Origin of the sequence: Magnetococcus marinus MC-1, from assembly GCF_000014865.1 — a bacterium.
Classification (GTDB): domain Bacteria; phylum Pseudomonadota; class Magnetococcia; order Magnetococcales; family Magnetococcaceae; genus Magnetococcus; species Magnetococcus marinus.
Genome location: NC_008576.1, coordinates 3,110,999 through 3,136,542, shown reverse-complemented (window position 1 = coordinate 3,136,542; position 25,544 = coordinate 3,110,999). Strand labels below are relative to the sequence as shown.

Here is a 25,544-nt window from a genome sequence, read left to right as displayed (position 1 = left end):
GGTATGGTTATGGGGGGAAATCCATTGGGCGCAAAAGCGCGGGTGTTGCTGGTTGATGATGTGAAGGAAAATTTACAAATTTTGATGGAGTCACTCTCCAGCGAATTTGCCATTACGGTCGCCAGAGATGGTGTGCGTGCTTTGGAGCTGGCCAAAACCCAACCCCGGCCCGATGTGATTTTGTTGGATGTGATGATGCCGGGTATGGATGGTTACACGGTGTGTCGCCAGCTTAAAGATTGGGTGGAGACACGGGATATTCCGGTTATCTTTATTACCGCCATGGATGGGGAAGAGGATCAGTTTCGGGGGCTTAATCTGGGTGCGGTTGATTATATTATTAAACCCTTTTCTCCCCCGCTGGTAAGTGTGCGGGTACGCAATCAAGTGGAGTTGAAACGGCATCGGGATATGTTGGATGCGCTGGTAACCGAGCGGACCCGTCAATTGATGGATACCCAGCAGCGCAGTATTGAGAGTCTGGCGACCCTGGCCGAGACCCGTGACCCTGAGACAGGCGGGCATATTCGTCGGACGCAGCGCTATATGGAGCTGTTAGCCAAGCATTTGTGGGAGCACCGGGAGTACCGTTTTCAATTTGGGGCCTACACCCCCGATTTAATCGCCAGGGCGTCGCCGCTGCATGATGTGGGTAAAGTGGGTATTTCTGATGAGGTTTTGTTAAAATCGGCCTCTCTTAGCGAAGCAGAGTTTGCTCAAATGCGTCTACACTGCATGTATGGGTGGCACTCACTGCGCAGTGGGCAGAACCATTATGAGGAGAACCCTCTGCTATGGTTAGGTGCGGAGATCTCGCGGTCGCATCATGAGTGGTGGAATGGGCAGGGATATCCGGATGGTCTGGCGGGCACGGATATTCCGCTGACTGGGCGAATGATGGCCGTCGCCGATGTCTATGATGCCCTGATTAGCAAGCGTGTCTATAAGGCCCCGATGGCCCATCAGGAGGCAGTGCGGCTTATTTTGCAAGGCAGGGGTAGCCAATTTGACCCGGTGGTGGTGGATGCCTTTGTGGCGTTGGAGGCCGCTTTTTTGGATATTGCTTTGACCCTGGCCGATTTTGACGAGGAGCGCCAGACGCTCTGCCTAGGTAGGGAGCCGACATCGACATAACCGCGGGTTTATCTGTGGTTGTCGCGGCATCAATTTGTTAAACTATAAAAGCTCTTATGTCGCCTGTTGCAATGCGCGTGGGTGTCGAGATGGGGAACCGTGCCGGGGGGTGGTGCGTGGTTTGATGGGGGCAAGCTTTTGCCTTAATAAAAGAGTTCGCTATTCTTTGTGGCATTGGCTCATGGTGTGTGGTGCAAGATGCATGTAGGGCTGTTAATCGAATAAAGGAAGTCCCAATGGATAAGCTGCAAAAAGTATCGGTCGCCCGTGGAATTTTTTGGGTCGAAGCGCCAGATGCGGATCTGCGTATTTTGTGTGGCTGTCCGGCGGATAGTGTGAAGCATTTGATGAAGAGGGGGCTGATCCAGCAGCGGGAAAAGGGTGGTGTGCCCTGTGAGACAGGCCCTAATGCCATTTTGCTCTCCGATGTGATGTTACAAAACGGCGAGTTGAGCAATCTGGGCGAATTTCCGGTGCTGCAAATGCTCTACAAGCAGGGCATGATTCTACCCAACCACCCCAACAACAGCGGGCAGAAGCCGCTGTTAATTGGACGTTCGGAGCAGGTTAGCGCCCAGATGCAATATATCTTTCGCGGGAACTACGGATTGGTTTCTGACGAAGAGTTGATGCAAGCGGGGGTCAGCTATGACGATGCCCAGTGGATGATGCGCCTAAAATTGCGTTTTGCCTTTGGCCGTATTGCGCCTTCAAACCAATTGCTAGAAGGATTGGTGGTTGGGGAGGGTAAGGTTGAAATCCGCAATGGCTTGTTTATTGAGCGGTTGGCGACGAACAATTACCGTTTTAGTTATCAAGATGAAACGGTGGATGTGGATCTTAATTTAGAGATTGGCAACCGTTACGAGACCCCTTATCCCTTGGGTTATCTGCGGTTTAAGCGGGAATATTTTGCGGTCTTACACAGCGGTGAAGGGGATGGTTGGGATGTTAATCGTCCCAGCATGTCTAGTATTTTGATGTTTCAAGGTCGTCTCTATCTGATTGATGCCGGGCCAAATCTCTACAGCAATCTCTCTGCCCTGGGGGTGGTGGTGGATGAGATCGAGGGCATTTTCCATACCCATGCGCATGATGATCATTTTTGTGGTATTACCACCCTGATGCGGGCAGGGCGGCGGCTTAAATATTTTGCTACTCCCGCCGTGCGGGCTACGGTACAGCGCAAATTGGGTGCGCTGCTCTCTATGGAGCATGAACGCTTTACCGATTTTTTTGAGATCCATGATCTGCAACAGGGCTGTTGGAATAATTTGCAGGGTCTGGAGGTCAAACCCATCTTTTCACCCCACCCGCTGGAGACCACCATTTTTCAATTCCGCGCTTTATGGCATGAGGGTTACAAGGTGTATGCCCACTATGCGGATATTGTCTCTTTAAAAGTGCTACACGGCATGATCGAAGAGGATACCAGTAAGCCGGGTCTTTCTGAGGCACTGTTTAATAAGGTTAAGGTGAACTATTTAGCCCCGGTTGATCTGAAAAAGCTGGATATCGGCGGGGGAATGATTCATGGCAACGCAGAGGATTTTCGCGACGATCTTTCCGACAAAATTTTACTCTCGCATACCGCATTGGAGCTCAATACGGCGCAAAAAGAGATCGGTTCCAGCGCCCCCTATGGGGTGGTGGATGTCTTGATTCACAGCAAAAACAACCGCACTCGCGAGTCGGCCTTGCAGTTCTTAGAGGCCTATTTTCCAGAGATTCCTGGCGAGGATCACCAAGCGCTGCTCAACGGGGATTTGGTGGAGTTTAATCCCGGTAATATTATGCTCAAAGAGGGGCAGCCGGCCAACTATATCCTGTTGGTGCTGCACGGCACGGTGGAGCGTATCAGTACCTTGCATGAGGTACATGGGTATATGGATGCAGGCTCCTTTGTTGGGGAGTTAGCGGTGCTTAACCGGTGCCCTTCAGAAGCCAGCTATCGTGCGGTAAACTTTGTTTGGACCCTTAGAATTCCGGTCTTTCTGTTTTTGGAGATTATCCGCCGTCATGGTTTGTTGGAAAAACTTCAGAGTAATTTGGAAATTCGCGCCTTTTTGCAATCTTCTCGACTTTTCGGTGAGGGGCTTTCGTACCCGGTTTTGAACAGAATGTTAGAGGGCATTACCAGCCGCCGCTACATGCCCGGTGAGCCGATTCTTTGCCGGGATCTGACCTACCTGAATATGATTTTGGCGGGCGAGGTGCGGCGTATGGTCGGTGGTGAAGAGCTGGATGTGTTGGGTGCCCGGGACTTTTTTGGGGAGGAGGGGGCGGTCTTTGGTCTGCCCTGTTTGTTCCGGTTGGAGGTGCTGGAACCCACCGATGTGTTACAGATCCCTGGGGAGCTGTTGCAGGCCATTCCGATTGTGCGCTGGAAACTCTATGAATCGTACCTACGTCGTGCGCAGGCGATTATCCATGGTAGCGAAAATGAGCAAGTGTTTGTCTGGCGGGATGCCTTTGCCATCGGTGTGCATGAAATGGATACCCACCATAAAAAATTGGTCGAGATTGCCAACAGTATTATTGAGATTATTGGTTCGAATATAGGTAAAGAGTCGTTGATGAAAAGCATGGACGCTTTGATCGCGTACACGGAATATCATTTTCAGGCTGAAGAGAAAATGATGGAAGCTTATGGATATGCAGATCTTGAGCACCATCATCACCTGCATGTTAAGTTGGTTTCTCAAGTGGTAGAGTTCCAAAATATGGTAGAGGAAAAGGACGACTATTTGGGCTTAGATTTCGAGGGCTTTTTCAGTGATTGGTTAATCCAACACATTCTAAATGAAGATCGCCGTTATGCCATGCACCTGAACGACCGCTGTATTTTTTAAGGCTTCATCTTATTTGCTCGCTTCGTTTGGTCTGGATGGGTGAAAAACCGCCGAGACGCCTCGGTGAAGGCTATTAAGCGACGTTTCAACTTCTCTTGTCCTTTTTTGCCGCTGAAAGCTCTGCTCCTCGTTGTGACTAGAGCCTCTTGTTGCATGGACCGAGGCTCTGCTACTTGGCATGCATGGCAGCAACTCGATGCCGGGCGGGCTAAGGCGGCGCTGCACAGCAAGCCTCCCCCCTTTCGGATTTCAACCAAAAACCTCCCGTGGTCGATGCTCTGAAAGCCGTAGGGGCGCTGCGTGTGCTTTAGCATAAGTGCGGTTTAGTCGCAAACGCGCCACATTCCTTCCCCGCATCATTGACCCAACCATGACTGGATTGGAGCGGGGTTCTGGAGTGACTCATGATGGGTTGGCATGGTCGCGGATGGCTGCCAACAGGTGGGCCTTGCGGATGGGCTTGGTTAAGTGGGCGTTGCAACCAGCCTGTAAGCTGCGCTGCTCATCGCCCTGTAGGGCGTGGGCCGTTAAGGCGACAATCGGGGTTGCCGTAAGGTGGCGCGCTTGTTCCAAGGCGCGGATATGGGCGGTGGCGGCATAACCATCCATAATAGGCATCTGCATGTCCATGAAAATCAAATCAAAAGGGCCATCTTCATTAAAGCGGGTTAAGGCCTCTTCGCCATCCCAGGCGACCACCAAGCTGTGGGGTTCGCGCTTGAGGTAGGTGCGGATTAAAATTTGATTGTCCTTAGAGTCCTCAACCAACAAAATCCGTGCTTTTTTTGATTGTTTTTGCTGCGCATCATGGGGGTTGGAAATTATTTCGGCCTTGGGGGCCGTTGGGCGGCAGGGTAGGGTAAAGGAGAAACAACTGCCTTGGCCCTCTTCGCTGTCAACCCAGATGCGACCCTTCATATGCTCCACTAAGTGCCGACAGATGGTTAGCCCTAGCCCCGATCCGCCATGGCGCCGGGAAAGGCTGGAGTCAGCCTGCGAAAACTTTTGAAAAATGGTCTCTTGCTTATCTGCGGGAATGCCAATGCCGCTATCGGTAATTTTAAAGAGTAAAGTTTTTTCTTGTTCAATGGAGCGGATCTCTACCGTGACCGAGCCTTCATCGGTGAACTTGACCGCATTGCCAATTAAGTTAAACAATATTTGCCGAATGCGGGCTTGATCGCCATGAATATAGGTAGGATTGCTCTCCTCCCAGTTTAAATTGAGTTCAATGCCCTGTTTGCGGCATTGAACCTGGAAAAGTTGACAGGTTTCGACAACCATCTTGTGCAGATCAAAATCTTGTTCGACCAACTCCATACGCCCAGATTCGATCTTCGAAAGGTCGAGGATGGCGTTAATCAGGTCTAACAACGCTTCGCCAGCATGCTGCAACGTTTCGATATAGTGGCGCTGCTCTTGATCCAATTTGGTCTCTAACAAAACTTCACCCATGCCGATGACGGCATTCATGGGGGTGCGGATTTCATGACTCATGGCGGCTAGAAAATCGCTTTTGGCACGGTTGGCCGATTCGGCCTGTTCGCGGGCCAAGCGCAGGGTGGTTTCAACCTCTTTTTGTTCGGTAATATCAAAGACCAGACCACTTACCTGTTCAGCTTTTCCCTGGCTGTCTCGCTGGATCCAAGCCTGGGTGCGCAGATGGTGGATCGATCCATCGGGTCGCACGATGCGGTGTTCAATGTCATAGGTTTGGGTGTGGTAAGAAGCGCTTAAGGCACGGAAGAAAGCCTGCTCTGTGCTGTGTTGATCCTCTGGGTGGATGCAGCGTACCCAGGCGGCATAGTTATTATCAAATTGAGAAGCCTCAAGCCCATAGATCTCTAGCATGCGGGCATCCCAACTGTTTTGGTCGTTTTCAATGGTGTAATAAAAGGTGCCTGCCCGACTGGCTACAACCGCAGCTTGTAGGCGCGTACGGTTTTGGTGCAGGGTATGCTCCATCTGCTTACGGTCGGTTATGTCAAAAATAACCCCATCCAGCCAAAGTGCTTGACCATGCTTTCCAAAATGGGCGCGTCCCTCTTCATAGACCCAGCGGGTAGCGCCATCTTGGTGGATAATACGATACTCCATGTGATAGCTGCGGTTAAGGTTGACCCCTTCAAACACCTTTTGCTCGACCATAATGAGGTCGTCTTTGTGGATAATGCTGGCAAAAGAGCGCTCCAAGTTGTGGATAAAGGACTCTTTCGGGTAGCCGCTAATACGCTCAATGCCATCGCTGATAAAGAGCATGCTCCAAGCACTATCTAGGTTGCAGCGATAGACGGCACCAGGCAGATTGCTGACCAAAGAGTGAAAACGGTTTTCGCTTTCGCTCAGTTGCCGTTCTACCAGCTTATGGTCACTAATATCGAGGGCAATGGTACAGATCTGCGGCTGTGCATGCTCTTGCAGCTCTTCGCTCAGTATAAAGCGGGTGAACAAAAAGTGGTATTCATGCCCATCCAAGGTGACGTTTAACTCCTGAGCGGAACTGTTTATTTTTGTAAGATCCTCTTGCTTGGTGGGTAATAAGGGGTGGAGTGGAGGTTGGTCAGGCAGAGGATGCGTCCGGTAAAATTGATGCCACAGACGGCTGGTTACATGGGGTTGTTGTTGCCCTTTTTGAATGGCAATCAACATGGGCGCATGTTCCAATAATGCGGCCATTTGATTGGCCAGCCGTTTAACCGGTCGGCTGTAGCGTTTGCTCAGGCGGTGGACCAAAATCATGGCACCCATGGTGAGCAGTGCAATCATCGAGAGCAGGCTTAGAAAACCGCTTTTAAGGGCGCGTGTGGTGGCATCTTGACGGATACCAATATGGATAATACCCGCCAAGCGGTTATTAAAACCGCTGTGGTAGGGTAAAAAGAGCTCTCTTACGGTAGGTCGTCCAAATAGGGAAAAATGGTAGACTTGGTTGGGTTCGGTGAGCGCTTTTTGCAGACTCATGCCCTGTGGCCAGAGCATGGGGCGATCATTGAGTTGGTCGTTGCTGTGGGCGATGATTTGGTCCTCTAAATTGATCACACCGATATGGCTAAACTGGGGGTTTTTGGCAATAAGATCTTTAACCAAAAGGCGTGTGTGGTGCTTGCCCGAAAAGCTGACCCTGCCCACGGCCTCACCCACCACGCTGCCGATAATGCGGGCTAAACGCGCCTCTTGATCTTTCATAATGGCATCAAAGGCATACCACGAGACAGCGCTTACCGTCAGCATGACCAGCAGCACCACAGCACCAAAGCTTACGGCGAGCTTACGGTCAAAATGGCCGACATCATCGTGTGAATGCACACTCATGCAGAGCTATCCCATTGATCAAGTTAAGGTGCGATGACTTTCATTTCCCCCGACCATTGTGGGTGAAAGCTAAACCAGGGCTTAGCCCATGTTTAACAGGCTATTGTAGAAGATCTTAAAATACAGAATCTTACGATGTGTATTTTTTTCGAGTGGCACTACAAACTGTGCATTCTTTGGAAAATGTGCTCAGACGACCATCTTTTTCACCCCGCCTGGGTTTGCATGGATTCCAAGCGCCTGGAAGATTTTCTGTTGTTCAGGCTCAGGTCTGGTGGCTTTGCGCACCTGCAAGGAATGTCCATCGGGTCGTCGAAATGAAGCGGTAATCCGGCACTGGCTGGAGAGGATGTCTCGCAGCGTGCTCCAGCGACCGTGGATACCTTTTTCCGCCAATTGTTGACGTATTATCTGTACGATCTGGTAGGTCAGCACGGTGATAAACAGATGACCATCGCTGCGTTCCTCTTTCCGATGGAAGAGTGGACGCAAGCCCAATTCCGATTTGAGAGAGCGAAACACCGATTCCAGATCCGTGAGGGTGATGTAGGTGCGCCATAAGCGCTCCTCATCCCAGCCGGTCTCGTTGCTACGCAGGCAGTAGACCCCAGGGTGGGTCAGCGAGGTGCCATCGAGCGGTTTTTGTTTCCAATGGATGGCTTGGGCCTGCAAACCACTGTCGTCCGGGATGATTTCGATGTGGTAGTGCTGGCCTATACCACGATTTTTTTCTTTCAGCCGTCCAATGCGCTCCCAAAGTTTATCGATATTCTTTGTGGTGCGGGGCTTGGAAAGCCCCTCGGAGAGCTTAGTCAGACCGGCTTCAAAGCGCTCGGCAAAACGCCGGGAGATCCCCTTTTCCTTTTCCGCACGGCGTTGGGAATGACAGTAAAGCCTCACCTCCTGGCCATCGTCGCTGAGAACTTTTTGGATGTGGATCTGTTCCTTTGCGGCCGTTTCGATACATGCAGCACCGTTGAAATCGAATTGCCGCTCGCGTTCTCGGCTGACCACCAGATAACGATAGCCTTTGTCGCGTAACCAGACAAGATTGGCCTCAGTGGCTACCCCCCGATCCATAACCACCAAGGTACCATTGGGAGCATTCAAGCCTTTGAGCATCCCTTCCAGGGTGCTCCCTTCGGAGACATTGCCGGGGAAAATCTGCGAACGGCGCACAAACCCGCTACCGTCGAGTACCAGACCCAAGGTCAACAGGGGAGAGTCGCAACGCTTCTCCTTTGAGCGCCCCCGCTGAGCTTTGCTGTTTCCTTCTGCCTCTCCCTCAAAATAGGTATTGGTCAAATCGTATAAGGTGACGGTGCCCGGCAGGTTGAATAGATCGTTAATCTTGGAAAACAATCTGTTTTCGATAGCCTCGCGGTTTCTGATCAATAGGTCTGAAACTCGGTAAAATTGCATCAGGCTCATGGTCTCGAAGTCCACATCAAGCAACTCCCCTAGGCCGCTTTGGGCGCTGAGCCATCTATGCAGCGCCCGTTCGGAACCAGGTGCGGCCATGCGTCCAATAATGGCGCCGATGGCTGCGGCTCGCTGAGGGCCGGTTAGTCCGACATCGGCCAACAGTTCTGTAAACCCTGCCTTACCCATGGCCCATAGTCCCACCTGCTCCACCCCCACACTCCGGGGGCGGCTCATTTCAAGAGAGTCCACCAATACTGTTTGCACATCCTCTGGGGAAAGGCCGGTTTCCGTCTCCTTGGCAGACGGGATTGCTTCCGGCTGACGGGTCAACAATTGCGCGACAATACGCTGGGCCTCCCGCTCCACTTGCGAAGGACAATCAAGAGAAATCAGTGTCTTCTGAGGGCTTAGCAGTTGATCGATACGTGAACACAAGGTGGGCCAGTGATTCTGGCCTATGGCGAAATGACGGCCAAGATTCAAGAGTGTCACCTGCCTGACCTTCGTGCCGACACGAAGGGATTGAACCAGGCGATGCGTGTAGTAAGATTCGCCTGTGGCTGTATTGCGGGTTTGTGTGCGTCGTATATACATACTCGGAATGATACCAAAAGCACCATGGTGGCGCAAGACATAATAATTTATTATGGCACTACAAAACATGTTTGAATTTGTGAGTACATATAAATCAATATGTTAAAATACATCAACAGGCCAAACATGCCTAAATTCGGCAGAGAAACGTTAAACATGGGTTAGAGTAATGCTCAGGTATCGGGCCAGACCAGCCTGGATAGTGGGCGACACTCTGACGGGTGATGGGAAAGACCGGTACCAGCCAGTGTTCATGGACCTTGCCAGCGGTTAGAATGGCGTAAGCAGCGCGCATGGCCTCTGCGCCAATGGGTCCGCAAAACTGGGCAGAATCAATTTTAATGATACTTCCCTTACGTATGCGTGCAACGGAATTTGGGTCGCCATCAATGGTGGCGACAAACAGCTCGTGTCGGCCTGCTTTTTCGAGCTCGTCAACGATGGCTAAGCCGCCCCCGTCATTGATCGTAAAAAGGGCGTCTACAGAGCCAGGTTGAGGAAAATCCTGTAAAATCTGCTGACCCACCGCACGCCCTTGAACCGGTTCCACCGCTTGATAGCTGCGTAGAATACGATAGGGTTGTTTGTATTGGTTTAAGGCGTCGAAAAAACCATCCACCCGGTCGATGGTGGAGGATACATAGGGGTACTCTACTAAGATGATTTGAATGGTGTGATCATCGGCAAAATGGTGGGCCATATACTCCCCATCCAAAAAACCGGCCTGATAATTGTTTGAGGTGACAAATGCCGACAGATGCCCTCCACTGATATATTGATCATAGGCTACCACCGGTATACCGGCTTGGTTGGCTGCTTGCAAAGGGGAGGATAACGCAGCATTGTCAGTTGGTTGCACAATAATCAGATCCACTCTGTCATCCACCATCGCCTGCATTTGTTGGATCTGTTTTTCGACACCCGCGGGGCCATCACCAGCCAGCTTAATATCCAAGGTAAAGCTGGGCAGGTTTTTATCACGAGCCTGTTGTTGCAGGTGTGCCGCTTCGGCTTCTAGGCCGGCGCGCATGGCGACCTGACCGGCGATCTGATCCGACCATACCAGGAGGCCAATTTTAAAGGGTTCGGCCTGAGCATGGCTCGCCATTAAGATCCAGCAAAACATAAAAAGCCAGCGAAAATAGGCATGCATGGTATTTCTCCATCGGCGGTATGCTATAGCGCAGCAGTATAACGCATAAGATATGGTTGATGCAGTGCATTTTTATAAGAATTGAGGCAACCCCTGTTTTGTCGGTGGTGTTAAGGGTCTTTCGGTGGTTTATGCTTAGTGGCTGGTGCCATTTAGGGGAGGTGCTTCACTTCTTGATGGTATAAGCGACTTAGCTGGGATAGAGTAGGGTAACGCTATAGGATATAAAAGTTTCGCAGGATCGGTAGTGACTTTCTTGCGGTAATTTTCTGACGCTTCTACTGCCCTCGTGCTGCCCTGAGCGATCTGGCGTCAGGGGGTGTTAATCTTCGGCCAAGAAATGACTGGCACTTGATGATGGATGCATCTTTATTGTTACGGCTTTTTCTGGGAACGCTGTTGCCCAGTGCCTTACTGCCTCTGCTTATTGCGGTTGGGCTGCGCTATGGTATGGGTGAGCAGCTGTGGGCGCATGCAGGATTGCACGCGCTGGTGGAGGCTCTGGTCGGGTTCATGGGGCTCTTTGTGGCGGTGGTGATTAAGCTGCTGCATCGCAATCAGCAGGTGAATGGTCGTTTATTATGGCTCTGTGCGGGGCTGGTGCTCTCCATTCCTTTAATGGCGCTGCATACGGCACCGGGCAGCGATGAAAATGTGGTGATCTGGCTCTACGCCTTGGCAACCTTGTTGGGGGGGGGCGTAAGTGCCGGAATGTTGCTTGGGGAACAGTGGCATAGCCAGCCTAGATTACCATATGCCGCTCTGCTGATCGCGTTAGGGTTGATGGGCTGGGCGATGTTTTTTCCTGAACATATTCCGGACATGGGGCAGTGGTCGCAGTTGAGCGATTTAGCGGTTGGTATGAACCTGATTGGGGCACTGGGTTTTGTATTGGCGTGGTTTGCCCTGATCAGCGGTCATGTGGTATCAGGCCGCAGGGCACCGCTGCTGTTGGGCAATTTTAGCCTGCTCATGGCCAGCGCGGCCATCATTTTTTTGTTGGCGGATACCTGGGACAGCCGCTGGTGGTTTTATCACTTTTTGCGTCTCGCAGCGTTGGCTCTCTTGCTGAGTTATTTCTTTGCGCTCTACTTAAAAGATTTTCGCGTGCTACGGGAGAACGATGCCCGTTTTCAAGCGCTGGTTGAGAGCATCCATGCAGGGGTTTACCGTACTCAGGTTACGCTGGAACGCCGCTTGGTCTATGCCAGCGCGCAAATGCATCAGGTGGCCGGTCTCTCTATGCAGCAGTGTCAAGAAGGAGGGGTTAGCTTAAAAAGCTTGGTCGTGCCCGAAGATTGGCCCCATGTGCAAGAGGCGCTGGAGTGGTCGATCAAGACCCATGTGCCCTATGAGATGCAATACCGTATTAACCACCCGCAGCGGGGCGAAATGTGGGTTAGTGATCGTGGACGCATTATTAAGGATCACCAAGGTCAACCCTGTTGGTTTGATGGCGCGCTATTAAACATCCATGAAGCCCGCGAAACCGAACAGCAACTGTTGTTGGCTAAACAGGTCGTGCAAACAGCATCCGAAGCGATTGTTATTACCAACCATAAAAACCAAATTATGGATGTGAATCCGGCCTATGAGCGCATTACCGGTTTTATGCGCCATGAGGTGCTGGGGCGTAACCCCAAAATCACCCAGTCGGGTCGTCATGACGCCAGCTTTTACGCCACCATGTGGAAACATTTGGTCGGGGAGGGCCACTGGAGCGGTGAAATTTGGGATCGTCGCCGCAACGGTGAGATTTTTCCTAAATGGCTTGCCATTAGTGCCATCCGTAATCGGCAGGGGGTTATCTCCCACTTTGTTGGGGTGTTTAATGACATTAGCCGCCAAAAAAGTACCGAACAGCAGTTGGAGCGATTGGTCTTCTATGATCCTTTGACCCAGCTACCCAACCGGGTGCTGTTTCGGGACCGTTTGATCCATGAGGTGGGGGTCGCAGAGCGTTCCAATAAATTGATGAGTCTGCTGTTGGTGGATCTGGATCGCTTTAAAATCATCAACGACACCCTAGGGCATGGGGTGGGGGATGAGCTTTTGTTACAGGTCTCGAAGCGGTTGATTGCCAGTGTGCGTAAAAGTGACACCGTGGCGCGCTTGGGGGGGGATGAATTTGCCATTATTCTACCCGGCATGGAACGGGCAGAAGATGCCGCCCATGTGGCCGAGACCATTATCAATCAGTTGCAGGTGCCTTTTTCTATTGAAGAAAATGAGCTTTTTGTCGGTGCCAGTATTGGCATCGCGGTACATGGCCAGGATGGTGACGATTACGACAGTTTGACCATGAATGCCGACGCCGCCATGTTTAAGGCTAAGGAGTCGGGAAAAGGGACCTATAAATTTTTTACACCGGATATGAACATCCAGAATGCGAAACGCTTGGTTATGGAAGCCGAATTGCGTCGCGCTGTGGATAACCAGGAGTTAATGCTGCATTACCAACCCAAAGTGGATGCAGAGAGCCGTCAAATTGTGGGTATGGAGGCGTTGGTGCGTTGGGTGCACCCAACGCGTGGGGTGATTCCCCCTGGAGAGTTTATTCCATTGGCCGAAGAGACAGGCTTGATTGTACCGCTGGGCGAATTGGTGCTCACCCGTGCTTGTGCCCAGGTTAAACAGTGGTGGGATATGGGGCTGCCCCAGGTCCAGGTGGCGGTGAATTTATCACCCCGGCAATTCCAAGAACCCAATCTTATTGAAAAGGTATCGGAAATTTTGAGGAAAACCGGTTTTCCTGCAACGGGGTTGGAGTTGGAAATTACCGAGAGCATTGCGATGCACGATGTGGATAACACCATTGAGACGGTAAAAAAGCTCAAGGATTTGGGGGTGCGTATCTCCATTGATGATTTTGGCACGGGTTATTCGTCCTTGAGCTATCTGAAGAAATTTCCTTTGCATGCTTTAAAGATTGATCAATCCTTCGTGCGGGATCTGGGTGGTGATGACGATGGCGCCAGCATTATCTCCTCCATCATCTCCATGGCTAAGGCGATGGCGCTGGGGGTGGTGGCCGAGGGGGTGGAAACGGCTCAACAGATGGAGTTTTTGCGCGGTCAGGAGTGTCAGCAAGTGCAGGGTTTCTTTTTGAGCAAACCCCTGCCGCCATCGGATTTTTTAGCACTCCTTGAGCGCCAGCAGGAGACCGGCTGCGCCGTTACGGATGTTATGGGAGGGAAGGCTATAACTTAGAAATAAGGGTCTTATTGTCATCACATTGTCGCAAAGAACAACTACCATATAGTGTTTAATGCAGGAACGACTGTTCCGGCGCACTGTTACGCAAGGCGAATTTTTTATGTCCAGCTCAGAAACCCCGTTTGATCTGTCGGTGCTTCACGAAGTCATTGAGGGATGTTGTCGCACGCAGAGCGGTTATCACTTTAACCCGGCAGATCCCATAATTGCGCCCTACAATCGCCCCTTTGGGGCCGAGGAGATCTTTGCCGTTACCCAATGTTTGTTGCAGGGTGAAGTTAAGATGGGGTCGCGCACACGCGCTTTTGAAATGGCTTTCAGCCATGCCCGTGATGGCCGCTATGGCATCATGTGCAACTCGGGTTCATCGGCCAAGTTGTTGGCGGTTTCAGCGCTGTGTAACCCTAAGCTCGACTATGCCATGCAACCGGGGGATGAGGTGATTGTGCCGGCGCTGGCTTGGCCTACGACCTTTTGGCCTTTGATCCAAAATCAGTTGGTGCCGGTGGTGGTGGATGTCAATGCGGAGACGCTCAATCTGGAACCGCGCAGTGTCGAGGCGGCGCTCTCTCCGCGCACCCGTGCGGTAATGGCCGTGCATGGTTATGGCAACCCCTGTGACATGGATGGTTTGGGCTATCTATGCGCTCGCCATCAACTCCTGCTTATTGAGGATTGTACCGAGGCCAACGGGGCTACCTATAATGGCAAAGCGTTGGGTTCGCATGGGCGTATTGGTACTTTTAGCTTTTACCATTCCCACCATATGAGTACCATGGAAGGGGGCATGTGTATTACCGACGACCCTGAAATTGATGATATGATCCGCATTTTACGCGCCCATGGTTGGGTGCGGGATGTGCGGGATGAAAAATCCTATGCAGACCGTTATCCTGAGGTTGATCCCCGCTTTTTGTTTGTTAATCAGGGTTATAATTTGCGTCCCACGGAGATACAGTCGGTTATTGGAGAGATCCAACTCAAACGGCTACCGGCCATATTAGCCGCCAGACGCCACTGTGGTGAGCGGATGGAACAAGCCATGCGGCCCTTTTCGCGTTACCTGCGTACGCAGAAAACCACCCCCAAGGGTGAACATGCACGATTTTCGTTTCCTGTCACTTTGACCAACGATGCGCCCTTTACGGTGGCGGAGTTGCGCACGCACCTCTCCGATGCAGGTATTGAGACCCGCACCGTCAGTTGTGGCAACATTGCCCGCCAACCCGGTTTTAAATATGTGCCTCATCGGGTGGTTGGGGCGCTACCCCATGCGACCAGAATTATGAAACATGGGTTGCTGCTACCGGTGCATCAGGATATGGATGAGGCGGCCATCGACTATGTGATCGAAACGTTGAGTCGATATTTTAAACAGAAAAATCTGCTTTAAGGGGGTGCATAAAGCAAGGCGTAAGATTGCGTTATGTGCCCATAAGGGGATTTGAGTGTATTTCTAAATGTAGATTGTATATCTTCACAAAAGCGCATCTGAACGTATATAAGATTTTGATAATAAAGGTGGGTTGTCCGGCGCTAGGGTCAATGGGTGGATGGATGGCCTAAAGTTGGGTTGCAGAGGTCTTAACGACCGCATAAGGGGTTCGTTTTTATGGCACATATTGTGGTGTTGGGTGGTGGTGTAGGGGGATGGCCCGCAGCGTATGAGTTGCGTGGCGCGTTGGGTAAAGAGCATAAGGTTACAGTGGTGCACAATAGCACCCACTTTTCTTTTACCCCATCTAATCCTTGGGTAGCGGTTGGTTGGCGCAAGGCTGAAGAAATTCAGTTACCCATGGAAGGTTATTTGAGCAAAAAGGGCATCCATTTTATTTCGGTTGCCTGTGAAGAGATTAAGCCAGACGACAATAAATTGGTGCTGGCCGATGGGCAGATCGTGGATTATGACTATCTGGTCATCTGCACCGGTCCTGAGCTGGCTTTTGATGAGGTTGAAGGATTGGGTCCCCATGGTGGTTACACGCAGTCGGTCTGTTCAACGCCCCATGCCGAGACCGCTTGTGAAGGATGGGAAGCCTTCTTGAAAGATCCGGGCCCCATCGTGGTGGGTGCGGTGCAGGGCGCCTCATGCTTTGGACCAGCGTATGAGTTTGCTTTTATCATGGATGCTGACCTGCGCAAGCGTCGTATACGTGATCAGGTGCCCATGACCTATGTGACCTCTGAGCCTTACATTGGCCATTTGGGGCTGGCTGGGGTGGGTGACTCCCGCACCATGATGGAGTCTGAACTGCGTGGCCACCACATTAACTGGATCTGCAACGCCAAGGTAACCCGTGTTGAGCCTGGTAAAATGTTTGTGGATGAGCATGATATGTCCGGTAATGTGGTCAAGCAGCACGAGCTGCCCCACAAATACTCTATGATGCTACCGGCTTTCCGTGGGGTGCCTGCGGTGGCGAAGGTAGGGGATAAGCTGTGTAATCCGCGTGGTTTTGTGAAGGTGGATAAACATCAGCGCAACACCGTGTGGCCGAACATTTATTCAGCGGGTGTGTGTGTGGCGATTCCTCCTGTTGAGGCGACTCCTGTGCCCACCGGTACCCCCAAGACGGGTTATATGATCGAGTCGATGGTGACGGCCATTGTGCACAATATTGAGCTGGACCTGCAAGGCAAGCCCTTGACCCACGAAGGCACCTGGAACGCCATCTGCTTGGCGGATATGGGGGATACTGGGGTGGCGTTTGTGGCGATGCCGCAGATTGGCCCCCGTAACGTTGCTTGGATGCGCAAAGGTAAGTGGGTGCATTTGGCGAAAGTGGGCTTTGAGAAATATTTTATGCGCAAGATGAAGACCGGTTCTTCTGAGCCGATGTTTGAGAAGTTTATGCTGCGCATGGTGGGTATTACCCGCCTGAAGAAGGATAGCTAAACCCAACGAGGTTAAGCGGGTTGTCAAGAAAGAGGGTTGGCTTAATGGCCAACCCTCTTTCTTTGTGGGGTTTATGAAAAGAGCGGTGGCTTTTCTGGGGCTGTTGGGCAGGGGTATTCATCATAGCTGACGGTGCACATACGTGACGGTTGCGCTAAGGAAAAGGTTTGAGAGAGTTTTTTTATGAGGTTAAGCCCACCCGGCAGGCGATAGAGCCGCATCTGCCAGAGACGGGTGATGAGGCCAATGCGTCGATATTGCACCGGGCTGAGCACGCCTTTCTCTAGGGCAAAGTGGCGTAAGGCTTGGGCTTCGGTTGCGGCATTGGCCCGTTGTAGGCCGACGATAACCTCGGCTGTTTTGGGTGCGAGCTTGGGCAGATAGGGGTGTTTGTTGTGGGTGTGCATCAGATTGATCGCGCGCTCCATCACCAATTGACGGCTGAGTTGTTTGGCGGGTTGAAAAAAATTAGAGCGACTCAAACTGTTGGGGTTGCGGCGATTGTGTAGGTCGGGGGGGAGATCCCAAAATATTTCATAGCGATAATCCTGGCTGTAGGCACGGAAGAAGAGGTCGATATCTTGCCACAGCATTAACGCTTCGTCCCAACGGCCCATGCGATCAAAGGCGCTACGGGTAAAAAGCGGCCCTGTGCCCTGGCAGACTGCATCGCCAAAACACTGTCGTGTGAGCAGGTCTTGGTCGTTGGGGATACTCCACCACAGACGTAGATCATGGGGTTTGTGGGTGAACATTAAGGAGGGGAAAATGGCAAAATCCAGGTCAGGTCTGGCGCGCAGAGTGGCTACCCGGTTTTGCAGGGCAAAGGGCTCTAACAGATCGTCTGTATCCAAAAACATCACATAAGGGGCGGTGGTGTGGTCTAGGCCAATATTACGGCAGGTGCAGGCCCCTTTGGGCTGGCGCTGACGATGCATAAAACCAATGCGCGGGTCGCGCTGGGCATAGGCTTGGATAATCTCTGGTGAGTTGTCGCTGGAGCCATCATCCACAATCATGCACTGCCACTGGGTAAACTGTTGTGCCAGTAGTGAGTCCAGGGTTTCGGCGATGTAGGTGGCACCGTTAAAGTTTGGCATCAATATCGCTACCACTGGAGAGGTGTGCATAAAACAAGCTCCTGAGTGTTAAAGGGTGAATAAAAAGAGCACGGTGCGGTTGCGTGGGGCACAGGGTGCCGATTTTACGCCGAAAGTGTTGCACGCGCAGTAGTTGTATCCAGTGTTTGCACGCATCATGCCGCGCCGATCATGTTTTTTGGCTCAGTTTGGCCCATCCGTATGCATAAATGGGTTGGTAGGGGGGCGGGGTTTGAGGTGCAGCGAGGAAACCCGCATTTGTGAAGGGTTGGGTGAAACTGTGCCGTGGCGAGCGCTGTCCAACCTTTAAATCACTCAATTTGCCAGACTGGCGTGGGGGCGCTCCCTCAGTCAGGTCCTTGTTAGTCATCTCGATGTGTGGGGATGCGGAGAGTAAGTTATGAAGCGTGTTGCTATTGTGGTTATTGACTCTATGGGGATTGGTGCCATGCCGGATGCCGCTGCGTATGGGGATCGGGCCAGTTGTAATACCCTTGGAAATGTTGCGCGACATAACCATGGGCTGTCGTTGCCTCATCTGCAATCCCTGGGCTTGGGCAATCTATTGACTGTCGCAGGCGTGCCTGCCATTCAAGAGCCTCTGGGCTGCTTTGGGCGTCTCTTGGAGGCTTCTCAAGGTAAAGATACCACCACCGGCCATTGGGAGATGGCGGGCTTGGTGTTGGACAAGCCGTTTAAGGTTTATCCCGAGGGTTTTCCTCAGGCATTGATGCAAGCCTTTGTGGAACAATCCGGCTGCGGGGGCTATTTGGGCAATATTCCAGCCTCTGGGACCGCTATCATTGAGGAGCATCACCAACGCCACTGTGAAACCGGTTATCCCATTATTTACACCAGTGCCGATAGTGTGTTTCAAATTGCCTGCAATGTGGATGTGGTGCCGTTACAGAGGCTCTATGCTTGGTGTGAAACAGCGCGGGCTTTGCTGACCGACCACTATAATGTGAGTCGGGTGATTGCGCGTCCCTATCGACCGGTGGCAGGGGGGTTGCAACGGCTATCAGCGGATCGGCGGGACTATTCGGTTAAACCGCCCTATCCCTCATTATTGGATAAAGTTTTGCAAAATAAGGGGCAGGTGATTGCGATTGGCAAAATTGAGGATATCTTTGTAGGGTCGGGTATCTCTCACGCCATACACACCGGTTCTAATCAAGAGGGGCTTTTGTTGACGCAGCAGGCTCTGGCGGGTGAACTGGATCTGGATGGTCTCGCCGTGGAGGGGGCTACAAACGGGCAAGCGGCCCAATGTGCACTGATTTTTACCAATTTGGTGGATACAGACATGTTGCATGGGCACCGCAATGATGCAAAAGGGTATGGCCAGGCGCTGGAGGAGATTGATCGCCATTTGGGTAGGATGCTGCCCCTGTTGGGGCCAGATGATCTGTTGATCATTACCGCCGATCATGGTTGTGATCCCACCGAGCCGGGCACCGATCATACCCGCGAGATGGTGCCACTCTTGACCTACTCCCCGGGTGGGGCGGTGGGGCGCTTGGAAGATCGCGGCGCGTTTACCCACATTGCCCATCTCACGGCAGAGTGGCTCGGGTTTGCCAGTGAAAGCCATTGGATCCGTTAAATATTCATTTTTTTTGAAAGCGTAATCATGTCAAAGCTGCATCACGCTCCAGTACGTCCCCCTGTGGTAGCCATTGTTCCCGCTGCGGGCAAAGGGTCTCGGTTGGCACCGTTTCCCTGCCCCAAGGAGCTTTTTCCGGTGGGCTACCAGGACTATCTTATTCAAGGCAAGATGGAAAAACGGCCCAAGGTGGTGAGCCACTATCTGCTGGATAATTTGATCCAGGCCGGGGTAAAGCGCATTTTTTTAATCGTTGGCGATGATAAGTGGGACATTATGACCTACTATGGCAACGGTTCTGATTTTGGGGTGGATATTGCCTATCTGTTTCAACAACGCTTAGATGGCATGCCCTCGGCCATTAACTTAGCCACCCCTTGGATGCAGGATGAGGTGGTGCTGTTTGGTATGCCCGATACCATTATTGAACCCCATGATGCCTTTTCACAGCTGCTTGAGTATCACCTGCATGAACAAGCGGATTTAACCCTAGGTTTGTTTGCGACGGATACCCCGGAAAAATTTGGAATGGTGGAGATGGATGGGGATAATAATGTGATTTTTACCGTGGATAAGCCCAAACAAAGTGCCTTGCAAACCATGTGGGGTAATGCCTGTTGGTCCCCCTCCTTTAGTCAGTTGCTCAGCGGTTATTTGCAAGCCAATCCCTATTTGGGTAAAGAGTTGGTGTTGGGCGATGTGTTTAATCTGGCGCTGGAAAAGGGGATGCGGGTTAAGGGTTTGCTGTTTGCAGAGGGGCGTTATCTGGACATTGGGACCACCCATGAGTTGGATGTGGCGATTCGCCGTTTTCATCTTTGATCACCCTGGGTAGCGCGGCATAAGGGTAGGCAAACATCCCCAATTTATAATGGATTGCAGAGTTAAAATATGGCCTTAACAACAGTATCGGTAGTTATTCCCGTAAAAAACGAAGCGGACAAACTTGGGGCATGTCTCCAGGCTATTTTGACACAAAGCCATGAGGTTTTGGAAATCATTGTCATCGACTCGGGTTCAACGGATGGCACCCAAGATTTGGCGCAGCGTTTTGCTAAGGTCAAACTGGTGCAGATTGAGCCTGCTCAATTTAATCATGGTGCGACCCGTAACCAGGCCATTGCCATGACCCGTGGCGAATTTGTGCTGTGTACAGTGGGGGATGCTCAAGCGGTTGATCGTTTTTGGATCGAGCGGTTGCTCGCAGGGTTTACCGATGATGCGGTGGTTGGTGTGTGTGGTCAGCAGGTGGTTCCGCATCGAGCCGATACCAACCCCGTGGAGTGGTTCCGTCCCCAATCCATAGCCACCAGCCAACGGTATCAGTTTGTCGACGCAGACACCTTTGCCGCAGCGCCGGTCGAACAACGCAAAGCGGCCTGTAGTTGGGATAATGTTACCGCCCTCTACCGGCGCCAAGCGATTATTGAGACCCCCTTTACCACCTTTCCCTATGGCGAAGATCTTTTGTGGGCGCATGCACAACTCAACATGGGGCGGGCGTTGGTCTATCAGCCTTCAGCTCAGGTTTACCATTACCACCTGATGAACCATCAAACCACCATGAAACGAACCTTGGTGGTGTTAAATCTGCTTTACCGTGTCCATGGCTTTGTGCATGCCCCCTATCCGTGGTTGCTTACTACCCTGCGGGGGTGGTATACGATTTGGCATCGCGCAACGGGATTGACGATGCGCCAAAGAGTGTTTTGGAGCTACTCGGCTGTGGAGAATAATTTCTCACTCTATCAATCGATTAAACGGTTTCGCAAGGCCGTAGCCCGTGGGGATGGCGCGCTGGATCGGCTGTTGCAACGTTACTGTGGCGGTGCGCCGCCGATCCCGGTTAAATAAGCCGGGCGCTCTAAGCAACAAGCCAGGTCGGCCTATGGGAAAAGCTCTAATTGGTCAAAGGGTAGCCCCTGGGCATCCTTAGGCGAGAGTAGGGGCGGTTGGTCGGATAGCGGCCACGCAATGCCGATCTCTGCATCGGCCCAATGCAGGCAGCGTTCGCTGGTAGGGTCGTAGTCATTATTGACTTTATAGTGCAGATCCGCTTGCTCAGAGAGGACCAAAAAACCGTGTGCAAAGCCTTCGGGCACCCATAGGGCTAAACCATTATCGGCACTCAGGCGCAGGCCAAAGTGCTGCTTAAAGGTGGGGGAGCTTTGGCGCATATCCACGATAACATCGTACACCTCGCCCTGACAAACCTGCACCAGCTTGGCTTGTGGCTGGCGCAATTGATAGTGCATGCCCCGCAATACGTGGCGTTTGGAGCGCGAGTGATTGTCTTGCACAAAATGGGTTTTTAGACCGGTAAGTTGCGAGAACTTTTTATGGTTGTAGCTCTCGGTAAAAAAACCGCGATCATCGGTAAAGCGCGTGCTTTGCAGGACCAACGCTCCGTGTAAAACAGACTCTAAAATGCGCATCAGTGGGTTTCCCTATGGCTTGTGAGCAGCGTATGGATGGTGGGTCGTAAAAAGTTAATATCTTTTGCTGTTGACCCGCAAGCATTGGCTTAGGGGTGGGGAAAACCAAGAGCGCTTATTTGTAGATTTTAGCCACCACTTCGTTGCCGCAGCCGCGATACTCTAGGTGAGAGAAACAGTTTTTATTGGCCAACGCAATACCACGTCCATTGGGGTCAAAGGCTCTATCTGGATTAAACTCCAGATAGGGGGTCCAGTCGAAACCTGTGCCTTGATCCTGCACAATAATCTGGATCTGCTTAGGGGTGCTGGCCATGCGTACCCGACCTTGTTTGTGGGCAAAGGCTTTGTCGGTTAAGCGCTGTTCAATTTCCAGATGGTAGGTGCCTGCCAGCAGCAGCTGTTTTTTGTCCGCATAGCTTAAGGCCAAGTTGCCGTGCTCAACGGCATTGATCAAGAGTTCGGTAAGGCCGATGGAGGCTTCGCTGGGTTGTGGGCAGATATGGGACAGCACTAAGGCAATGTCGCATGCCTCGGCAATTGTTTTAAAAGTCAGATCAATCTTCGTGACTTTGCGCATGACATGTACAACGCGAGCCATCTCTTGATTGAGGGCTGTATAGGCGCGCACATGCGAAAAGGCGGATTTGATGACCGTGGTTAAAATTTGGACATCAAAGGGTTTGGTAATGTAGTAATAGGCCCCTGCGGCAATGCCTTCAGCAATGTGGGCTGGGGTGGATAAAGAGGTCACAAAAATGACTGGAAGATGTTTGTGGATTTGGTGAGCTTTAAGATGGCGGCATGTTTCCATGCCATCCATGGTGGGCATCATGCGATCTAGCAGGATTAGGTCTGGTTTAAATTGTTCAACTTGTTCGATGGCTCCTACACCATCATCGGCAAATTCTAAGATATATTCGGCCTCCAATAGTTGCTGCATTCTTTGTCGAGCCGCAGCGCTATCATCCACGACTAAAATTTTTCTTTGCATGATTGACCCCATCGGGTGAAAACCTTCTTACTCTTGCTCCCAGACAGACTCCCCAAGTATAGCACCTAGTCTTAATTATGCAAAAAAAAGGTTGAGAGTGTTATACAATCTCCTATGTGCTTTGGGCGTTTTAGTGTTAGTTCCTAGCGCTTATGAAGGGCGAAAAAGGGTTATCTTGGTTGGTGAATAATAAGGTGTATATCACGATAAAAAACAATGGTATTAATGATATGTGAGGTTTTTAACGAGGGTAGTGCTTGAGTGGTTAAGATAACGCTATGGATGTGAACTCTGTCTCTATCATCGTAGGGATTTTTTTTAAGTAGGTTGTGTCTCTATGTGTGCTAACCCAGCTATCCCCTACGCGCATGGAATATTTGATCTATCACCGCTCTGTATGCCTCCATGTAAAAAGCCCATCTTCCTATTTGTCGCGGTGGTTGGGTGTGCTGGTTTGCAATAATAAGGTGTCATTTGGTGGCATGTTCGTCCCATAGGGAGAGAATATGTTTTTTTAGGAAGTGGGTATTTTTTAAAGAGAAATTGTTGTAAATGTTACATTTAAGAAACAAATGTATAGTTGAAAATATAAATTCTGCTGCGTATGCTGTAGCCCTCACCATGGGGTGGGAGTTGTGGATAGCGTGCCCGTCGTCATCGGTTAATCTGGATAACCATAAAAATAGATTGGTTGCCTCAAGAGGGGCCAATACAGGTTAAGCGAAGGCGACCGTTAACGGAGTGGAGAATTAAGATGATCGACCTAACCATTAGAGAAATAACCGGACGGTTGTTGGTGTTACTGGCGCTAATGCCGGTTTCAGTTGCCCTATTTATGTTGGGTGCTTGGCTCCGGGAACGGGCCAGTAGACGAGCAATGCCCTTAACCCAGTGAGGGTAGGGGGGCTGCAACGCATGCCCCAAGGGGTCTAGAACGCTTGCGTGTTATAAAAGCCACCGCTTCGTCGTAAGCTGGTGGCTTTTTAATGCGGGGCGCTACCCTTGGCTAGAAAGAGAATGGTCTAAGGTTGGTGTTTTGCCGTACTCTGTGTTTCAGCCAATGTGGAGGCGTGGTGCTGGTGCCAAGGGGCGTTAGCGAACGAATGCAAGCGTACCACGGGATCGCCTTTTATAAACTTACCCCCCGCAAGGAAGTCCGTCGATGCCCATTGTTCCGTTACACCCCGTGCTGGCTAAGGATGGCCTATGGGTGACTGAGCTATCCGCATGCTGTGTGTTACTGATCAATGACAGTCGTTACCCCTGGCTGGTATTGGTACCAGACCGAGCCAACCTGACGGATCTGGATCAGTTAAATGAGGGGGATATGGCGTTGGTTATGCAGGATATTCGCTTGGGCAGTCGGGTGCTGCGTCGCCTGTTTGAGCCCACCAAGCTCAATGTGGCTGCATTGGGTAATATGGTTCCGCAACTGCACATTCACCTTATTGCACGGTTTAGCCATGATGCCGCTTGGCCTAAACCAGTATGGGGGGCGCACCCCGCGATCCCCTATGACAAAGCCTCAAGGGCACAACGGGTGATGCAGCTTCAGCAAGCCTTTGTTGCAGAACAAGGCGCGTGATCCACCGCCCTAGGCGCAGGTTATCCCGTCGCGAACCAAAGCCCGGTTACGGTTATAAAACAGTCAAGGGTGCTATAAAGGGATGGTCGTCACAAATGGCCACGATCAGACGCCGCTGACGGCTACTCGGTGGGGGTAGGGGCAGATTAACCCCTATCTTCTTGGCATGCTCCAGGTGCCTGTATGTGCGGGAAAAAAAGCTCAACAGAGTTGCCGCATCCGCGATAACACAGCGTGTGATTGCTAGAAGCCATAAGAATGCCCCGCCCGTTGGGCAGAAAGGCAAATTCGGGGTTAAATTGAAAATAGGGTTTCCAGTCAAAGCCTTGTCCCTGATCTTTGATAAAAACCTTAATGCCATCAGCCTGCCACTGTAGGGTGGCCTCCACATGGCGCTGGCCTCGAACAGGGTCTTGCTGACGGCGCAATAACTCCTGGTCATAGAGTTCGTCGTTAAGCAGCTGGGTCTTTTCTTGAAAGGTGATGCCCAAGTTGCCATGTTCCACGGCATTTTTGAGGATCTCCAGCAAGCTGATAATATCCGCTAGGTGGTCTGGGCAGACCTGGGCAAACAGCAAAGCCACTGCTTCGGCTTCGTCTATGGTGCGAAAATTTACTTGCCAATGACGGGTGAGTTTTATGCCATGGCTTAAATTTTCGAGTTTGCACTTGGCTGTTTGGCGTTGGGTTGCCTGCTGGACAGCGGCATTAACCATCGCCAAAACCACTTTTGTGTGGGGAAAGGGTTTGGTCAAATAGTAGAGCGCCCCCGCCGCCATGCCTTCCTGAATCTCATCGGGTTCGGATAAGGCGCTCTGAAAAATGACCGGAATGTGGCACAATCGGGGCTGGGATTTTATCCAGGTAAGGAGCGTTATGCCATCCATATGGGGCATCATGCGGTCCAATAGGATGACCGAAAAACGTGTCGCTGCCGACTCTTGTAATAGAACCTGGGCCGACAGGCCATCCGCAGCTTCCGTCACGCGATAGCCGTGGTCGGCTAAAACAGCCTGGAGCATGAGTCGGTGAATGGCTTCGTCTTCGACCAATAAAATCTCTGGACCCATCGGTACCATAACCGAGCTCCTGTCTGTGCCAGTGGCGGTGTGAATCGGTTAAATTCTTATTTATCATAGGCTGTTTTTTTGCAGATACAAGGCTGTTTTATAGGTTGTTCCATTCTAATACATCTCAATATATCCGCAGCTTGCTGAAAAAAAGTAAGCGTGGTGGTTATGG

At 51.4% G+C, this 25,544-nt stretch carries 17 protein-coding genes; 10 read left to right on the top strand and 7 right to left on the bottom strand.

What is annotated here, in order from left to right; translation table 11 throughout:
• Positions 1 to 3 precede the first annotated feature (3 nt).
• Positions 4 to 1,134 carry an HD-GYP domain-containing protein gene (locus MMC1_RS12565; protein WP_011714074.1) on the top strand — a complete coding sequence of 377 codons (1,131 nt, stop codon included), beginning with the start codon at positions 4 to 6 and terminating at the stop codon, positions 1,132 to 1,134.
• 236 nt (positions 1,135 to 1,370) lie between these two features.
• The gene (locus MMC1_RS12560) at positions 1,371 to 3,986 is read left to right on the top strand and encodes a bacteriohemerythrin (RefSeq protein ID WP_011714073.1); all 2,616 of its coding nucleotides are present in this window, start codon (positions 1,371 to 1,373) and stop codon (positions 3,984 to 3,986) included.
• Positions 3,987 to 4,388: 402 nt separating this feature from the next.
• Here MMC1_RS12560 and MMC1_RS20245 read toward each other — a convergent pair whose 3' ends face one another.
• From MMC1_RS20245 to MMC1_RS12540, 3 genes are all read right to left on the bottom strand, one after another.
• Positions 4,389 to 7,298, bottom strand: coding sequence for a PAS domain-containing protein (locus tag MMC1_RS20245; protein ID WP_011714072.1), 2,910 nt, complete (start codon positions 7,296 to 7,298; stop codon positions 4,389 to 4,391).
• Between the two features lie 189 nt (positions 7,299 to 7,487).
• Positions 7,488 to 9,317 carry an IS1634 family transposase gene (locus MMC1_RS12545; RefSeq protein WP_041641528.1) on the bottom strand — a complete coding sequence of 610 codons (1,830 nt, stop codon included), beginning with the start codon at positions 9,315 to 9,317 and terminating at the stop codon, positions 7,488 to 7,490.
• Between the two features lie 130 nt (positions 9,318 to 9,447).
• The gene (locus MMC1_RS12540) at positions 9,448 to 10,470 is read right to left on the bottom strand and encodes a sugar ABC transporter substrate-binding protein (RefSeq protein WP_011714071.1); all 1,023 of its coding nucleotides are present in this window, start codon (positions 10,468 to 10,470) and stop codon (positions 9,448 to 9,450) included.
• Positions 10,471 to 10,824: 354 nt separating this feature from the next.
• On the opposite strand from MMC1_RS12540, the gene MMC1_RS20240 reads away from it, so the two are divergent.
• From MMC1_RS20240 to MMC1_RS12525, 3 genes are all read left to right on the top strand, one after another.
• A complete protein-coding gene (locus tag MMC1_RS20240) occupies positions 10,825 to 13,680 on the top strand; it encodes a GGDEF domain-containing phosphodiesterase (RefSeq protein WP_011714070.1) in 2,856 nt (951 codons plus the stop codon).
• 106 nt (positions 13,681 to 13,786) lie between these two features.
• Entirely contained in the window at positions 13,787 to 15,079 is a 1,293-nt protein-coding gene (locus tag MMC1_RS12530) for a DegT/DnrJ/EryC1/StrS family aminotransferase (RefSeq protein WP_049757680.1), read from the top strand.
• A gap of 219 nt (positions 15,080 to 15,298) precedes the next feature.
• Entirely contained in the window at positions 15,299 to 16,582 is a 1,284-nt protein-coding gene (locus MMC1_RS12525) for an NAD(P)/FAD-dependent oxidoreductase (RefSeq protein WP_011714068.1), read from the top strand.
• A 71-nt stretch (positions 16,583 to 16,653) separates the two neighbouring features.
• Here the strand turns inward: MMC1_RS12525 and MMC1_RS20235 are convergent, their stop codons facing one another.
• Positions 16,654 to 17,712: a glycosyltransferase family 2 protein gene (locus MMC1_RS20235; RefSeq protein WP_011714067.1), complete on the bottom strand. Its 1,059-nt coding sequence runs from the start codon at positions 17,710 to 17,712 to the stop codon at positions 16,654 to 16,656.
• A gap of 370 nt (positions 17,713 to 18,082) precedes the next feature.
• Here MMC1_RS20235 and MMC1_RS12515 point away from each other — a divergent pair, with 370 nt between their 5' ends.
• The 3 genes from MMC1_RS12515 to MMC1_RS20230 all read left to right on the top strand — a co-directional run bounded on the left by MMC1_RS12515 (position 18,083) and on the right by MMC1_RS20230 (position 21,142).
• Positions 18,083 to 19,288, top strand: coding sequence for a phosphopentomutase (locus MMC1_RS12515; RefSeq protein WP_011714066.1), 1,206 nt, complete (start codon positions 18,083 to 18,085; stop codon positions 19,286 to 19,288).
• Between the two features lie 27 nt (positions 19,289 to 19,315).
• The gene (locus MMC1_RS12510) at positions 19,316 to 20,110 is read left to right on the top strand and encodes a sugar phosphate nucleotidyltransferase (protein ID WP_011714065.1); all 795 of its coding nucleotides are present in this window, start codon (positions 19,316 to 19,318) and stop codon (positions 20,108 to 20,110) included.
• Positions 20,111 to 20,179: 69 nt separating this feature from the next.
• Positions 20,180 to 21,142 (top strand): glycosyltransferase family 2 protein, encoded by a 963-nt coding sequence (locus MMC1_RS20230; protein ID WP_011714064.1) that lies wholly within the window; start codon positions 20,180 to 20,182, stop codon positions 21,140 to 21,142.
• 32 nt (positions 21,143 to 21,174) lie between these two features.
• On the opposite strand, the gene rfbC is transcribed toward MMC1_RS20230, so the two are convergent.
• Both rfbC and MMC1_RS12495 read right to left on the bottom strand, forming a co-directional pair.
• Positions 21,175 to 21,723 (bottom strand): dTDP-4-dehydrorhamnose 3,5-epimerase, encoded by a 549-nt coding sequence (gene rfbC, locus MMC1_RS12500; RefSeq protein ID WP_011714063.1) that lies wholly within the window; start codon positions 21,721 to 21,723, stop codon positions 21,175 to 21,177.
• A 115-nt stretch (positions 21,724 to 21,838) separates the two neighbouring features.
• Entirely contained in the window at positions 21,839 to 22,717 is an 879-nt protein-coding gene (locus MMC1_RS12495; RefSeq protein ID WP_011714062.1) for a response regulator, read from the bottom strand.
• Between the two features lie 754 nt (positions 22,718 to 23,471).
• On the opposite strand from MMC1_RS12495, the gene MMC1_RS21935 reads away from it, so the two are divergent.
• The gene (locus tag MMC1_RS21935; RefSeq protein WP_160162710.1) at positions 23,472 to 23,612 is read left to right on the top strand and encodes a hypothetical protein; all 141 of its coding nucleotides are present in this window, start codon (positions 23,472 to 23,474) and stop codon (positions 23,610 to 23,612) included.
• A 267-nt stretch (positions 23,613 to 23,879) separates the two neighbouring features.
• Complete coding sequence (locus MMC1_RS12490) at positions 23,880 to 24,302, top strand: HIT domain-containing protein (protein ID WP_011714061.1); 423 nt, start codon at positions 23,880 to 23,882, stop codon at positions 24,300 to 24,302.
• A 146-nt stretch (positions 24,303 to 24,448) separates the two neighbouring features.
• On the opposite strand, the gene MMC1_RS12485 is transcribed toward MMC1_RS12490, so the two are convergent.
• The gene (locus MMC1_RS12485) at positions 24,449 to 25,381 is read right to left on the bottom strand and encodes a response regulator (protein WP_011714060.1); all 933 of its coding nucleotides are present in this window, start codon (positions 25,379 to 25,381) and stop codon (positions 24,449 to 24,451) included.
• Positions 25,382 to 25,544: the final 163 nt, after the last annotated feature.

Bases quoted from the DNA above. Each gene is read 5' to 3' on its own strand.
- MMC1_RS12565 (WP_011714074.1), top strand. From the start codon at position 4: ATGGTTATGGGGGGAAATCCATTGGGCGCAAAAGCGCGGGTGTTGCTG.
- MMC1_RS12560 (WP_011714073.1), top strand. From the start codon at position 1,371: ATGGATAAGCTGCAAAAAGTATCGGTCGCCCGTGGAATTTTTTGGGTC.
- MMC1_RS20245 (WP_011714072.1), bottom strand. From the start codon at position 7,298: ATGAGTGTGCATTCACACGATGATGTCGGCCATTTTGACCGTAAGCTC.
- MMC1_RS12545 (WP_041641528.1), bottom strand. From the start codon at position 9,317: ATGTATATACGACGCACACAAACCCGCAATACAGCCACAGGCGAATCT.
- MMC1_RS12540 (WP_011714071.1), bottom strand. From the start codon at position 10,470: ATGCATGCCTATTTTCGCTGGCTTTTTATGTTTTGCTGGATCTTAATG.
- MMC1_RS20240 (WP_011714070.1), top strand. From the start codon at position 10,825: ATGATGGATGCATCTTTATTGTTACGGCTTTTTCTGGGAACGCTGTTG.
- MMC1_RS12530 (WP_049757680.1), top strand. From the start codon at position 13,787: ATGTCCAGCTCAGAAACCCCGTTTGATCTGTCGGTGCTTCACGAAGTC.
- MMC1_RS12525 (WP_011714068.1), top strand. From the start codon at position 15,299: ATGGCACATATTGTGGTGTTGGGTGGTGGTGTAGGGGGATGGCCCGCA.
- MMC1_RS20235 (WP_011714067.1), bottom strand. From the start codon at position 17,712: ATGCACACCTCTCCAGTGGTAGCGATATTGATGCCAAACTTTAACGGT.
- MMC1_RS12515 (WP_011714066.1), top strand. From the start codon at position 18,083: ATGAAGCGTGTTGCTATTGTGGTTATTGACTCTATGGGGATTGGTGCC.
- MMC1_RS12510 (WP_011714065.1), top strand. From the start codon at position 19,316: ATGTCAAAGCTGCATCACGCTCCAGTACGTCCCCCTGTGGTAGCCATT.
- MMC1_RS20230 (WP_011714064.1), top strand. From the start codon at position 20,180: ATGGCCTTAACAACAGTATCGGTAGTTATTCCCGTAAAAAACGAAGCG.
- rfbC (WP_011714063.1), bottom strand. From the start codon at position 21,723: ATGCGCATTTTAGAGTCTGTTTTACACGGAGCGTTGGTCCTGCAAAGC.
- MMC1_RS12495 (WP_011714062.1), bottom strand. From the start codon at position 22,717: ATGCAAAGAAAAATTTTAGTCGTGGATGATAGCGCTGCGGCTCGACAA.
- MMC1_RS21935 (WP_160162710.1), top strand. From the start codon at position 23,472: ATGATCGACCTAACCATTAGAGAAATAACCGGACGGTTGTTGGTGTTA.
- MMC1_RS12490 (WP_011714061.1), top strand. From the start codon at position 23,880: ATGCCCATTGTTCCGTTACACCCCGTGCTGGCTAAGGATGGCCTATGG.
- MMC1_RS12485 (WP_011714060.1), bottom strand. From the start codon at position 25,381: ATGGTACCGATGGGTCCAGAGATTTTATTGGTCGAAGACGAAGCCATT.